Below are 12,322 nucleotides of genomic sequence, written 5' to 3' on the forward strand. Positions count from 1 at the left end.
AGATGAGGTCGAAGCTTACTTGCTTGAAAAACTAAAACATCCCAAGGTTGTTGCCTTGGGGGAGATTGGTCTGGACTACCATTGGATGACAGCACCTAAGGAAGTGCAGGAGCAGGTTTTTCGCCGTCAGATTCAGTTATCCAAGGAGTTAGATTTACCTTTTGTGGTCCATACCCGTGATGCGCTAGAAGATACTTATGAGATCATCAAGAGCGAGGGAGTTGGTCCTCGTGGTGGCATCATGCATTCATTTTCAGGTTCTCTTGAGTGGGCTGAGAAGTTTGTTGAGCTTGGTATGACCGTTTCCTTCTCAGGAGTGGTGACCTTTAAGAAAGCGACGGATATCCAAGAAGCTGCCAGAGAACTTCCTTTGGAAAAGATTTTGGTGGAGACGGATGCCCCTTACTTGGCACCAGTTCCTAAACGTGGTCGCGAAAACAAAACAGCTTATACTCGCTATGTGGTGGACTTTATCGCTGACTTGCGTGGCATGACGACAGAAGAATTAGCTGCTGTGACAAGTGCCAATGCAGAGCGTATCTTTGGATTGGACAGCAAGTGATGAAAGAAAAAATTTCCCAAGTCATCGTGGTTGAAGGTCGCGATGATACGGCCAATCTCAAACGTTACTTTGATGTAGAGACCTATGAAACACGAGGTTCCGCCATAAATGACCAGGATATAGATCGGATTCGTCGCCTGCATGAACTGCATGGAGTCATTGTATTTACAGATCCAGATTTTAATGGAGAACGGATTCGTCGCATGATTATTACGGCCATTCCGACAGTTCAGCATGCCTTTCTCAAGCGAGATGAGGCTGTTCCCAAATCCAAGACCAAGGGGCGTTCACTGGGAATCGAACATGCTAGCTATGAGGACCTGAAAACAGCGCTGGTTCAGGTGACAGAACAATTTGAAAACGAGAACGAGTTTGACATTAGTCGGAGTGATTTGATTCGCCTTGGTTTCCTAGCAGGAGCGGATAGTCGAAAACGCAGAGAATATCTAGGAGAAAGCCTCCGTATCGGCTATTCCAACGGCAAGCAACTCCTCAAGCGCTTAGAGTTATTTGGGGTAACCTTGGCAGAAGTGGAAGAAGTGATGGCTAAGTATTCAGACTAACGGAGTCAGAAATGAAAAGAGTGATTATTACAGGTGGCAATAGTGGTATTGGTTATCAGGTTGCTAAACAACTAGCTGAAAAAGGCTGGTCGGTAACTCTCTTTTGTAGACGGGAAGAAGCTGCCGAGCAAGCTTGTGAGGAAATTCGTCAACAGACAGGAAATCCACATGTAGATTATATCTTGGTTGATCTATCTGATATGAAGAGTGTCAGAAAAGCAGCGGAACAGTATATTCAAAAAGAAGACGTTCTAGACGTTCTGATTAACAATGCAGCTGACTTTGATTTGTCGGTCAAAAAGCCCATCCGGACTAAGGAGGGATTAGAAAAGCAATTTGTGACCAATGTGGTTGCTCCCTTTTTACTTTCTACCTTGTTAAAGGGCTTGTTGGAAAAGTCTGAGAGTGGTCGGATTATTAATATTTCTTCTCAAGGGCTGATACTCTATCCTTTCATGAAACTTGATTTTGAAAATTTATCTGGTCAAAAACATTATAGTCCTGCTAAGACCTATTATCAAAATAAACTGGCCTTGTTGATGCTGTCGCTTTATATGCGGAAACATTGGAAAGGTATCAAGGTTCAGGCAATCCGTGTGACCAATGTCAAAGTAGATATGCGTCGCTATGATCACCTCAGCACTTTTATGAAAAATCTGTATAAAATCAAGTCAAAATTTTCGATTAGTCCTAAAGAAATGGCCAAAGTTTATACAGCTTTATCTACAGAAGATCGCTATGAAGGATTTTTATATGACGAGAAATGCAAGGAAGTAAAAGCAAATGCACCTGCTTACGAAGAAGAGGAGCAAGAAAAACTCTATTCTTTGCTTGAGCACCTGACTTTCTCAAGAGACAATCCATAAAGGATGAGAAAAATAAATTCCATGGACTGCTTCAATAGTGAAAAGAAATTCAGATATCTAACTCTGTTTGGAGTGACCTTGGCAGAAGTGGAAGAGGTGATGAAATCTTATGATAATAGTTGAGCAGACCTCAAAATGCATGGAGAATGTGTTACAATAGAGGTACTTAGATTTATTTTGATAGCGTTCAAATAGAAACTTATAAGGAGAGAGCAAAATGAAAATCCGAGTTGATAGAGATTCTGTCTGTATGGGGGATGATGTGTTACCTCACAAGGTAGAATTTGAAGTTCCGGAAGACATGACGGTGAAAGATTTTTTTGATTTTCTAGAATTGGAACGTTACCTACCTTCTGTCCAAGGGAATAATGTTGTCTGGGAACTTCGTAATAGAAACGGGGAACACGGAGTTTATTTCACCAAAACACGAGAAATCATTCATCCAGATGCACTCCTAAAAGAGATGGTGGAAGGATTTGATGGAACACCCTTATTAGTTTTGCTCTATCATTATACTCCAGAAGCTTACTATATTAGAAAAGAGAATAGATGAGAATTGCAGATTATAGCGTGACCAAGGCAGTGCTGGAGCGTCACGGTTTTACCTTTAAAAAGTCCTTCGGGCAAAATTTCCTGACGGATACCAATATTCTTCAAAAGATCGTGGATACAGCTGAAATTGACGATCAGGTCAATGTTATTGAAATTGGTCCAGGGATTGGTGCTTTGACTGAATTTTTGGCTGAGCGTGCAGCTCAAGTCATGGCCTTTGAGATTGACCACCGTTTGGTGCCAATTCTAGCGGATACCCTACGTGATTTTGACAATGTTACCGTAGTCAACGAGGACATTCTCAAGGTCGATTTGGCGCAACATATCCAGAATTTCAAAAATCCTGACCTGCCCATTAAGGTGGTAGCCAACTTGCCTTACTACATTACGACGCCTATTCTCATGCACTTGATTGAAAGTGGCATTCCTTTTAGTGAGTTTGTCGTCATGATGCAGAAAGAAGTGGCGGATCGCATCTCAGCACAGCCAAATACTAAGGCTTATGGTAGTTTGTCGATTGCGGTGCAGTATTATATGACAGCAAAGGTTGCCTTCATTGTGCCTCGTACGGTCTTTGTGCCAGCCCCAAACGTGGACTCAGCCATTTTAAAAATGGTGCGCCGTCCAGAACCTGCTGTAACAGTAAAAGATGAGAACTTCTTCTTTAAGGTATGCAAGGCTAGTTTCACCCATCGTCGCAAGACCTTATGGAACAACTTAACAGGCTACTTTGGGAAAACTGATGAAGTCAAGGATAAATTGACCAAGGCTCTGGACCAGGCTGGATTGTCTCCATCTGTGCGTGGTGAAGCTCTCAGCTTAGAAGAATTTGCCAGTCTGGCAGATGCGCTTAAAGGACAAGGACTCTAAGATGCAGGGACAAATCATTAAAGCCTTGGCAGGATTCTACTATGTAGAGAGTGATGGTCAGGTTTATCAGACACGTGCGCGTGGGAATTTCCGTAAAAAAGGCCACACACCCTATGTCGGGGATTGGGTAGATTTTTCTGCAGAGGAAAATTCCGAAGGTTATATCCTCAAGATTCATGAACGGGAAAACAGTCTGGTCCGTCCGCCTATTGTCAATATTGACCAAGCCGTGGTGATCATGTCCGTCAAGGAACCTGATTTTAATAGCAATTTGCTGGATCGCTTCTTGGTACTCTTAGAACATAAGGGCATTCATCCTATCGTCTATATTTCCAAGATGGACTTACTGGAAGATGGGGGAGAACTGGATTTTTACGAGCGGACCTATCGTGCTATTGGTTATGATTTTGTGACCAGTAAGGAAGAGCTCTTGCCCCTTTTGACAGGCAAGGTTACGGTCTTTATGGGACAGACAGGTGTTGGAAAGTCAACCCTCCTTAATAAAATTGCACCGGACCTCAATCTAGAGACGGGAGAAATCTCAGATAGTCTAGGTCGCGGTCGTCATACCACTCGAGCTGTTAGTTTTTACAACCTCAATGGGGGTAAAATCGCGGACACACCAGGCTTTTCATCACTGGATTATGAAGTGTCAACAGCAGAAGATCTCAATCAGGCTTTTCCAGAGATTGCCAGTGTCAGTCGAGACTGCAAGTTCCGTACTTGTACCCATACCCATGAGCCGTCCTGTGCGGTTAAGCCAGCTGTAGAAGAAGGAATCATTGCATCCTTCCGTTTTGACAACTACCTGCAATTCCTCAGTGAGATTGAAAATCGCAGAGAAACCTATAAAAAAGTCAGCAAAAAAATTCCAAAATAAGGAGAAACCTATGTCTCAATACAAGATTGCTCCGTCAATTCTGGCAGCAGATTATGCCAACTTTGAACGTGAAATCAAACGCCTAGAAGCAACTGGCGCAGAATATGCCCATATCGATATCATGGATGGTCACTTTGTACCGCAAATCAGTTTTGGTGCAGGTGTGGTTGAAGCTCTTCGCCCTCATAGCAAGATGGTCTTTGACTGCCACTTGATGGTAGCAAATCCTGAACATCATCTAGAAGACTTTGCGCGTGCGGGAGCGGATATCATCAGTATCCATGTGGAAGCAACGCCTCATATCCATGGCGCCCTCCAAAAAATTCGCTCTCTCGGTGTTAAACCTTCTGTGGTTATCAATCCTGGGACACCTGTGGAGGCGATCAAGCATGTCCTTCACCTAGTGGACCAAGTCTTGGTCATGACAGTGAATCCTGGATTTGGAGGACAAGCCTTTCTACCTGAAACCATGGATAAGATTCGTGAGTTGGTTGCCCTTCGTGAGGAAAAAGGTTTGAGCTTTGAGATTGAAGTCGATGGTGGGATTGATGACCAAACCATTGCTCAGGCTAAAGAAGCTGGTGCGACCGTTTTTGTAGCAGGGTCCTATGTCTTTAAGGGAGATGTCAATGAACGAGTACAAACTCTCAGAAAACAACTGGACTAGGGTTGCTGTTTTTGCAGGCGGAGATCGCGGTCATTATCGGACGGATTTTGACTGCTTTGTCGGTGTGGATCGAGGCTCGCTCTGGGTCTTGGAAGAAGACCTTCCTCTGGCTCTAGCAGTTGGGGATTTTGACTCTGTGACTGTGGAAGAGCGACAGGTGATTCATGCACGTGCCCAGCACTTTGTCCAAGCCCAGCCAGAAAAGGATGATACGGATCTGGAATTGGCTCTCTTGACCATCTTTGAGCAAAATCCTCAGGCTCAGGTGACCATTTTTGGTGCCCTAGGTGGTCGCATCGATCATATGCTGGCCAATGTCTTTTTACCTAGCAATCCCAAGTTGGCACCCTATATGCGCCAGATAGAAATTGAGGATGGGCAAAACTTGATTAGCTATTGTCCAGAAGGAACCAGTCAGCTTCAACCCCGTTCGGACTATGACTATCTAGCCTTTATGCCGGTTCGGGATAGCCAGTTGACCATTCTCGGGGCCAAATATGAGTTGACAGAGGAGAATTTTTTCTTTAAAAAAGTTTACGCTTCTAACGAATATATAGATAGGGAAGTTTCGATAACTTGCCCAGATGGCTATGTCGTCGTGCTGCATAGCAAGGACAGGAGGTAGGATGGAGACTGTATTATTACTATTATTAATTGCTAATCTAGCTGTTCTCTTTCTGATTTGGCAAAGGCAGGATAAGCAGGAGAAACACCTAAGCAAGAGTTTGGAGGATCAGGCAGACGATCTTTCGGATCAACTAGATTATCGCTTTGAACAAGCTAGGCAAGCCAGTCAGCTAGATCAAAAAGATTTGGAAGTGGCTGTCATCGACCGTTTGCAAGAAGTGCGAATGGAGTTGCACCAAGGCCTGACTCAAGTCCGTCAAGAAATGACAGATAATCTTTTGCAAACTAGGGACAAGACCGACCAACGTCTCCAAGCCCTGCAGGAATCAAATGAGCAACGCTTGGAGCAAATGCGCCAGACAGTCGAGGAAAAGTTGGAAAAGACCTTGCAGACGCGCTTGCAGGCTTCCTTCGAGACAGTCTCCAAGCAACTAGAGTCTGTCAATCGTGGCCTTGGAGAAATGCAGACAGTTGCCCGCGATGTTGGTGCTCTTAACAAGGTTCTCTCCGGGACCAAGACGCGAGGGATTCTGGGTGAATTGCAACTGGGACAAATCATCGAGGATATCATGACTCCTGCCCAGTACGAACGAGAATTTGCAACGGTTGAAAACTCCAGTGAACGAGTGGAGTACGCTATCAAGTTACCTGGCCAAGGCGATCAGGAATACGTCTACCTACCGATTGACTCCAAGTTTCCACTGGCAGATTATTACCGCCTAGAAGAAGCCTATGAAGCAGGTGATAAGGACGAGATTGAACGCTGTCGCAAGTCACTCCTAGCCAGCGTTAAGCGTTTCGCCAAGGATATCAAGAGCAAGTACATAGCGCCGCCTCGAACGACCAATTTTGGAGTCTTGTTTGTTCCGACAGAAGGACTTTATTCGGAAATCGTCCGCAATCCGGTCTTCTTCGATGATTTGAGACGGGAGGAGCAGATTATCGTTGCAGGACCAAGTACCCTGTCAGCCCTGCTCAATTCTCTATCAGTTGGCTTCAAAACTCTCAATATCCAAAAGAGTGCAGATCATATCAGCAAGACTCTTGCTAGTGTCAAGACCGAGTTTGGCAAGTTTGGTGGCATTCTGGTCAAGGCACAAAAGCATCTCCAACATGCCTCTGGCAATATTGATGAATTATTAAACCGTCGCACCACAGCTATTGAGCGGACGCTCCGTCACATTGAGTTATCAGAAGGTGAGCCTGCGCTTGATCTACTCCATTTCCAAGAAGATGAGGAAGAATATGAAGATTAGTCACATGAAAAAAGATGAGCTGTTTGAAGGTTTTTACCTGATTAAGTCAGCTGACCTGAGACAGACGCGTGCTGGGAAAAACTACCTAGCCTTTACCTTCCAAGACGATAGCGGCGAGATTGAAGGAAAACTCTGGGATGCTCAGCCTCATAACGTTGAGGCCTTTACCGCAGGGAAAGTGGTCCACATGAAAGGGCGCAGAGAAGTTTATAATAATACTCCTCAAGTCAATCAAATTACTCTCCGCTTGCCTCAGCCTGGGGAACCCAATGATCCAGCTGACTTCAAGGTCAAATCGCCGGTTGATGTCAAGGAGATTCGTGACTACATGTCGCAAATGATTTTCAAGATTGAAAATCCTGTCTGGCAGCGTATCGTTCGCAGTCTCTACACCAAGTATGATAAGGAATTCTACTCCTATCCAGCTGCCAAGACCAACCACCATGCCTTTGAAACGGGTTTGGCCTATCATACAGCAACCATGGTGCGTTTGGCAGATGCCATTAGCGAGATCTATCCTCAGCTCAACAAGAGCCTGCTCTATGCTGGGATTATGTTGCACGACTTGGCCAAGGTTCTAGAACTCAGTGGTCCCGATCAGACGGAGTACACAGTGCGAGGCAATCTTATCGGCCATATCGCCCTCATCGATAGCGAAATTACCAAGACAGTCATGGAACTGGGTATCGATGATACTAGAGAAGAAGTGGTGCTACTGCGCCATGTCATCCTCAGTCACCATGGCTTGCTGGAGTATGGAAGTCCAGTCCGTCCACGCATTATGGAGGCAGAGATTATCCACATGATCGATAATCTCGATGCCAGCATGATGATGATGACAACAGCTCTAGCTTTGGTGGACAAAGGAGAGATGACCAATAAAATCTTCGCTATGGACAATCGTTCCTTCTATAAACCAGATTTAGATTAATGATTTAAGAAAAACGAGCATTTTTTACGCAATAATGTTCGTTTTTTTATGTGAATATGGTATAATGGATAAAATATCAAAATTAAATGGAATGGTAAATAAAAATGAAATTAAGAAGAAGTGATCGGATGGTTGTCATTTCCAACTATTTGATTAATAATCCATACAAACTAACTAGTCTCAACACCTTTGCAGAAAAGTACGAATCTGCTAAATCATCGATTTCAGAGGACATCGTGATTATCAAGCGTGCCTTTGAGGAAATTGAAATCGGCCATATTCAGACTGTGACTGGAGCAGGTGGTGGCGTTATCTTTACACCATCAATCTCTAGTCATGAAGCCAAAGAAATGATCGCAGACTTGCGTGACAAACTTTCAGAAAGCGACCGTATCTTGCCAGGTGGCTACATCTACCTATCTGATTTGCTCAGTACACCTGCCATTTTGAAAAATATTGGGCGCATCATTGCCAAGAGCTTTATGGACCAAAAAATTGATGCTGTTATGACAGTAGCAACAAAAGGGGTGCCACTCGCAAATGCAGTTGCCAATGTCCTCAATGTTCCATTTGTCATTGTGCGTCGTGACTTGAAAATTACCGAAGGTTCAACGGTCAGCGTCAACTATGTTTCAGGTTCCAGCGGTGACCGCATTGAGAAAATGTTCCTTTCAAAACGCAGCCTCAAGGCAGGCAGTCGTGTTTTGATCGTGGATGACTTCTTGAAAGGCGGCGGAACTGTCAACGGGATGATCAGTCTCTTGCGTGAGTTCGATTCTGAACTAGCTGGTGTCGCAGTCTTTGCAGACAATGCCCAAGAAGAACGTGAAAAGCAGTTCGATTACAAGTCACTCTTGAAAGTAACCAATATTGATGTCAAGAACCAATCCATCGATGTCGAGATTGGAAATATCTTTGACGAAGACAAATAAGAGATAGAACTAAAGGTTGGAACGATTGTCCCAGCCTTTCTTTGCAAATAGAATAGAAGGATGCCTATGAAAACACCATTTATCAGCCGAGAAGATTTAGAAACGATTGTTGCAGAGTTCCCGACTCCCTTTCACTTGTATGATGAGAAGGGGATTCGCGAGAAAGCGCGAGCAGTAAACAAGGCTTTTTCGTGGAATGAGGGCTTTAAAGAATATTTTGCAGTTAAGGCTACTCCAACTCCAGCCATCTTGAAAATCCTCCAAGAGGAAGGTTGTGGTGTGGACTGTTCTAGTTATGTGGAACTTTTGATGAGCCATAAACTGGATTTCCCCGGTTCTGAAATCATGTTCTCTTCTAACAACACGCCTGACAAGGAATATGCCTATGCGCGTGAATTAGGTGCGACCATTAACTTGGATGCCTTTGAAGATATTGAACATCTAGAGCGAGCGGCAGGCATTCCAGAAATTATCTCTTGTCGTTACAATCCTGGAGGAGTTTTTGAGCTAGGGACAGACATCATGGACAATCCTGGAGAAGCCAAGTTTGGCATGACCAAGGATCAGCTTTTTGAAGCCTTTGCGGTTTTGAAGGAAAAAGGAGCCAAGACATTTGGGATTCACTCTTTCCTAGCATCCAATACCGTCACCCATCTCTACTACCCAGAGTTGGCGCGTCAGCTTTTTGAATTAGCCGTTGAAATTAAGGAAAAGTTGGGTATTTCGCTAGACTTTATCAATCTTTCCGGCGGAATCGGAGTCAATTATCGCCCAGACCAGGAGCCAAATGACATCGCTGTGATTGGTGAGGGAGTTCGTAAGGTTTATGAGGAAGTCCTTACATCAGCAGGTCTTGGTCAGGTTAAGATTTTTACTGAATTAGGCCGCTTTATGTTGGCGCCTCACGGAGCTCTCGTCACAAGAGTCACTCATAAGAAAAAAACCTACCGTACCTATCTGGGCGTGGATGCCTCAGCAGTCAACCTCATGCGCCCCGCCATGTATGGAGCCTACCACCATATCACCAATCTGACCCATCCAGATGGACCAGTTGAGGTGGTAGATGTGGTTGGTTCACTCTGTGAAAACAATGATAAATTTGCAGTGAACCGCGAACTACCTCATACAGAAATCGGTGATTTGCTAGTGATTCATGATACAGGTGCACATGGATTCTCCATGGGTTACCAGTACAATGCCAAACTACGCTCGGCAGAAATCCTCTATACCGAAGAAGGAAAAGCCCGCCAAATCCGCCGTGCAGAGCGCCCTGAGGACTATTTTGCAACCTTGTATGGTTTTGATTTTGAATCGGATCATTAAAAGAAATTGAAAATGAAAGTGAAAAACAGATTGCTTTCTAAAAAATAGACAAAAAAACCTTGTTTTTCACCTTACTCGTGATATAATAAAACTATAAAACGGTTTCAAGGAAGGTGACGATATGTCTGAAGAAACAATTGACTATGGACAAGTGACAGGAATGGTGCATTCGACAGAGAGTTTTGGGGCGGTAGATGGCCCTGGGATTCGGTTTATTGTCTTTTTGCAGGGCTGTCACATGCGTTGCCAGTACTGCCATAACCCAGACACATGGGCTATGGAGACCAATAAATCACGCGAACGGACAGTAGACGATGTCTTGACAGAAGCCCTTCGCTACCGTGGTTTCTGGGGAGACAAGGGAGGAATCACTGTCAGTGGAGGAGAAGCCCTCTTACAGATTGATTTCCTAATTGCCCTCTTTACCAAGGCCAAGGAAAAAGGAATCCACTGTACTTTGGATACCTGTGCCCTTCCGTTCCGTAATAAACCACGTTATCTCGAAAAGTTTAATAAACTCATGGCGGTGACAGACTTGGTTCTCCTGGACATCAAGGAAATCAACGAAGAACAGCACAAGATTGTCACAAGCCAAACTAATAAAAACATCTTGGCCTGTGCCCAGTACCTATCAGATATCGGGAAGCCTGTTTGGATTCGCCATGTGCTGGTTCCAGGATTGACAGACAGAGATGAGGATTTGATCGAACTCGGTAAATTCGTCAAAACCCTCAAAAACGTTGACAAGTTTGAAATCCTACCTTATCACACGATGGGAGAATTCAAGTGGCGTGAACTAGGAATTCCTTATTCGCTCGAAGGGGTCAAACCACCAACAGCAGACCGCGTTAAGAATGCCAAGGAATTGATGGATACAGAAAGTTACCAAGATTACATGAAACGTGTTCATGGATAAAAAAGAAGCCTGATGGAGACATCGGGCTTTTGTGATGCAAAAAGACTTAGCCTTTCAGCTAAGCTTTTTCTTATTTTCTAGAATGTTGTTTACCAGCATTGCGTTTTTTATGTTTCTTATTGGTCATGATCGCAGTTGCTTGGTTTGGAGTGACATCTTTGCGTCCGCCTCCAGTTGAAAATGAACTTGCTTTTGGTGGATTCTTGGCAAATTCTTCACGAACTTTTTTGCGAAGTTTTGGACGAACAACATAGTTAACGATGAACTGTTGGAGAATCATCATGAAACCACCGACAACCCAGTAAAGCGTCACACTGGCTGGTGCGAAGAGGGAGAAGACGACAATCATGAGTGGACTCACGTAAATCATTCTTTTTAGTTGATCTCTTTGCATCTCGTCTTCTACTCCATGAAGTGAGAGGAGTGATTGGAGATAGTAGAGGATACCAGCGAAAGCGACAAGGAGCAGACTTGGTGAACCAAGATCGATACCCAAGAAGGTAGAGCTAGCTACTCCATCAGTGTATTGGGCTGCAAAGTAGATAGCAGAGAAGAAAGGCATTTGAATGAGGATAGGGAAACATCCTACACCACCGAACATGCTGATGCCATGTTCTTTCTGAGCTGCAAAGAGAGCTTGTTGGGCTTCTAGTTTTTCTTCCTGAGTTGTTGCCTCTTTGAGGCGTGTTTGATGTGGTTCGAGCACGTGTTTGAGGGCATTCATCTTTTCAGAGTGAAGCGTTGCCTTCCATGATTGGTAGATACCAAGTGGCAAGATAATCAAGCGCACGATGATGGTTACGATGATGATAGCCACACCAAAGCCTAGACCTTTATCAGTAGCGAAGTACTTGATAGCTTCAGCCATAGGTGCTCCGATGGTATTCCAAATCAATCCTGTAGGTTGTCCTGTGGCTTTGTCTACTTGGACACAGCCTGTCAAGACGAGTAGCATAGCCACTCCCATAGTAGAGAGGGCAAAACGTTTAATAGATTTCAATGTTTTCATTCCTTCTTTAAAAATTATACCTTTCTATTCTACTGTTTTTTTGTAAAATATACAATAGTTCTAGAGACCTAATTTGCGACTTTGAAGTCCGAATAGGATGAAAAGTTGCTCATTTGTACATCTAGATAGGTAACTTTTGAAAAAGGTGTCGGACCTTTTCGGATTTCTTGGATAAATTTTGCCATAGTTGCAGAGGAGTCTGCCTGAGCAAGAATTTCCACTGTGCCGTCGTCGTTATTCCAGACACGACCAGTGATGCCACCGATTTCAAGAGCTAAAGTATAAACACCCCAACGAAAACCAACACCCTGCACCCTACCTTGGGCAATCATTCTAACCTTTTGCATACCAAACCCCTTTGATTGTGA

General features: G+C 44.1%; 15 protein-coding genes. 13 read left to right on the top strand and 2 right to left on the bottom strand.

The window, feature by feature from the left end; genetic code table 11:
* From SORDD27_RS00225 to pflA, 13 genes are all read left to right on the top strand, one after another.
* Positions 1-562 (top strand): TatD family hydrolase (locus SORDD27_RS00225; protein ID WP_061428011.1); only part of this gene is annotated, 562 nt, incomplete at its 5' end.
* The gene (rnmV, locus tag SORDD27_RS00230; protein ID WP_061426630.1) at positions 562-1,125 is read left to right on the top strand and encodes a ribonuclease M5; all 564 of its coding nucleotides are present in this window, start codon (positions 562-564) and stop codon (positions 1,123-1,125) included. The genes SORDD27_RS00225 and rnmV, both read left to right, overlap by 1 nt.
* 11 nt (positions 1,126-1,136) lie before the next feature.
* Positions 1,137-1,991 carry an SDR family NAD(P)-dependent oxidoreductase gene (locus tag SORDD27_RS00235; RefSeq protein ID WP_061426631.1) on the top strand — a complete coding sequence of 285 codons (855 nt, stop codon included), beginning with the start codon at positions 1,137-1,139 and terminating at the stop codon, positions 1,989-1,991.
* A gap of 217 nt (positions 1,992-2,208) precedes the next feature.
* Positions 2,209-2,544 carry a hypothetical protein gene (locus SORDD27_RS00240; RefSeq protein WP_049537773.1) on the top strand — a complete coding sequence of 112 codons (336 nt, stop codon included), beginning with the start codon at positions 2,209-2,211 and terminating at the stop codon, positions 2,542-2,544.
* On the top strand, positions 2,541-3,413 hold the full coding sequence (gene rsmA / locus SORDD27_RS00245) for a 16S rRNA (adenine(1518)-N(6)/adenine(1519)-N(6))-dimethyltransferase RsmA (RefSeq protein ID WP_061426633.1): 873 nt from the start codon (positions 2,541-2,543) through the stop codon (positions 3,411-3,413). Before SORDD27_RS00240 ends, rsmA begins: the two co-directional genes overlap by 4 nt.
* A gap of 1 nt (position 3,414) precedes the next feature.
* The gene (rsgA, locus tag SORDD27_RS00250) at positions 3,415-4,293 is read left to right on the top strand and encodes a ribosome small subunit-dependent GTPase A (RefSeq protein WP_061426635.1); all 879 of its coding nucleotides are present in this window, start codon (positions 3,415-3,417) and stop codon (positions 4,291-4,293) included.
* A gap of 10 nt (positions 4,294-4,303) precedes the next feature.
* A complete protein-coding gene (rpe, locus tag SORDD27_RS00255) occupies positions 4,304-4,960 on the top strand; it encodes a ribulose-phosphate 3-epimerase (protein WP_061426637.1) in 657 nt (218 codons plus the stop codon).
* Positions 4,923-5,585 carry a thiamine diphosphokinase gene (locus tag SORDD27_RS00260; RefSeq protein WP_061426639.1) on the top strand — a complete coding sequence of 221 codons (663 nt, stop codon included), beginning with the start codon at positions 4,923-4,925 and terminating at the stop codon, positions 5,583-5,585. The genes rpe and SORDD27_RS00260 overlap by 38 nt, the downstream gene beginning before the upstream one ends.
* A gap of 1 nt (position 5,586) precedes the next feature.
* A complete protein-coding gene (locus SORDD27_RS00265) occupies positions 5,587-6,843 on the top strand; it encodes a DNA recombination protein RmuC (RefSeq protein WP_061426641.1) in 1,257 nt (418 codons plus the stop codon).
* A complete protein-coding gene (locus tag SORDD27_RS00270; RefSeq protein ID WP_061426643.1) occupies positions 6,833-7,774 on the top strand; it encodes a 3'-5' exoribonuclease YhaM family protein in 942 nt (313 codons plus the stop codon). Before SORDD27_RS00265 ends, SORDD27_RS00270 begins: the two co-directional genes overlap by 11 nt.
* 104 nt (positions 7,775-7,878) lie before the next feature.
* The gene (purR, locus tag SORDD27_RS00275) at positions 7,879-8,706 is read left to right on the top strand and encodes a pur operon repressor (protein ID WP_002874197.1); all 828 of its coding nucleotides are present in this window, start codon (positions 7,879-7,881) and stop codon (positions 8,704-8,706) included.
* Positions 8,707-8,772: 66 nt separating this feature from the next.
* On the top strand, positions 8,773-10,029 hold the full coding sequence (locus SORDD27_RS00280; RefSeq protein WP_061428012.1) for a diaminopimelate decarboxylase: 1,257 nt from the start codon (positions 8,773-8,775) through the stop codon (positions 10,027-10,029).
* A gap of 121 nt (positions 10,030-10,150) precedes the next feature.
* Complete coding sequence (gene pflA / locus SORDD27_RS00285; protein WP_001288281.1) at positions 10,151-10,945, top strand: pyruvate formate-lyase-activating protein; 795 nt, start codon at positions 10,151-10,153, stop codon at positions 10,943-10,945.
* A 70-nt stretch (positions 10,946-11,015) separates the two neighbouring features.
* On the opposite strand, the gene yidC is transcribed toward pflA, so the two are convergent.
* Positions 11,016-11,945: a membrane protein insertase YidC gene (gene yidC, locus SORDD27_RS00290; RefSeq protein ID WP_061428014.1), complete on the bottom strand. Its 930-nt coding sequence runs from the start codon at positions 11,943-11,945 to the stop codon at positions 11,016-11,018.
* Positions 11,946-12,022: 77 nt separating this feature from the next.
* The gene (locus tag SORDD27_RS00295) at positions 12,023-12,301 is read right to left on the bottom strand and encodes an acylphosphatase (protein ID WP_001174620.1); all 279 of its coding nucleotides are present in this window, start codon (positions 12,299-12,301) and stop codon (positions 12,023-12,025) included.
* Positions 12,302-12,322 lie beyond the last annotated feature (21 nt).

Source organism: Streptococcus oralis (assembly GCF_001579025.1).
GTDB lineage: Bacteria > Bacillota > Bacilli > Lactobacillales > Streptococcaceae > Streptococcus > Streptococcus oralis_X.

What these genes read in the sequence shown, in the direction of transcription:
- rpe (WP_061426637.1), top strand. Translation starts at nt 4,304, where the DNA reads ATGTCTCAATACAAGATTGCTCCGTCAATTCTGGCAGCAGATTATGCC.
- rsmA (WP_061426633.1), top strand. Translation starts at nt 2,541, where the DNA reads ATGAGAATTGCAGATTATAGCGTGACCAAGGCAGTGCTGGAGCGTCAC.
- SORDD27_RS00270 (WP_061426643.1), top strand. Translation starts at nt 6,833, where the DNA reads ATGAAGATTAGTCACATGAAAAAAGATGAGCTGTTTGAAGGTTTTTAC.
- SORDD27_RS00235 (WP_061426631.1), top strand. Translation starts at nt 1,137, where the DNA reads ATGAAAAGAGTGATTATTACAGGTGGCAATAGTGGTATTGGTTATCAG.
- SORDD27_RS00295 (WP_001174620.1), bottom strand. Translation starts at nt 12,301, where the DNA reads ATGCAAAAGGTTAGAATGATTGCCCAAGGTAGGGTGCAGGGTGTTGGT.
- SORDD27_RS00280 (WP_061428012.1), top strand. Translation starts at nt 8,773, where the DNA reads ATGAAAACACCATTTATCAGCCGAGAAGATTTAGAAACGATTGTTGCA.
- pflA (WP_001288281.1), top strand. Translation starts at nt 10,151, where the DNA reads ATGTCTGAAGAAACAATTGACTATGGACAAGTGACAGGAATGGTGCAT.
- SORDD27_RS00260 (WP_061426639.1), top strand. Translation starts at nt 4,923, where the DNA reads ATGAACGAGTACAAACTCTCAGAAAACAACTGGACTAGGGTTGCTGTT.
- rsgA (WP_061426635.1), top strand. Translation starts at nt 3,415, where the DNA reads ATGCAGGGACAAATCATTAAAGCCTTGGCAGGATTCTACTATGTAGAG.
- SORDD27_RS00265 (WP_061426641.1), top strand. Translation starts at nt 5,587, where the DNA reads ATGGAGACTGTATTATTACTATTATTAATTGCTAATCTAGCTGTTCTC.
- SORDD27_RS00240 (WP_049537773.1), top strand. Translation starts at nt 2,209, where the DNA reads ATGAAAATCCGAGTTGATAGAGATTCTGTCTGTATGGGGGATGATGTG.
- purR (WP_002874197.1), top strand. Translation starts at nt 7,879, where the DNA reads ATGAAATTAAGAAGAAGTGATCGGATGGTTGTCATTTCCAACTATTTG.
- rnmV (WP_061426630.1), top strand. Translation starts at nt 562, where the DNA reads ATGAAAGAAAAAATTTCCCAAGTCATCGTGGTTGAAGGTCGCGATGAT.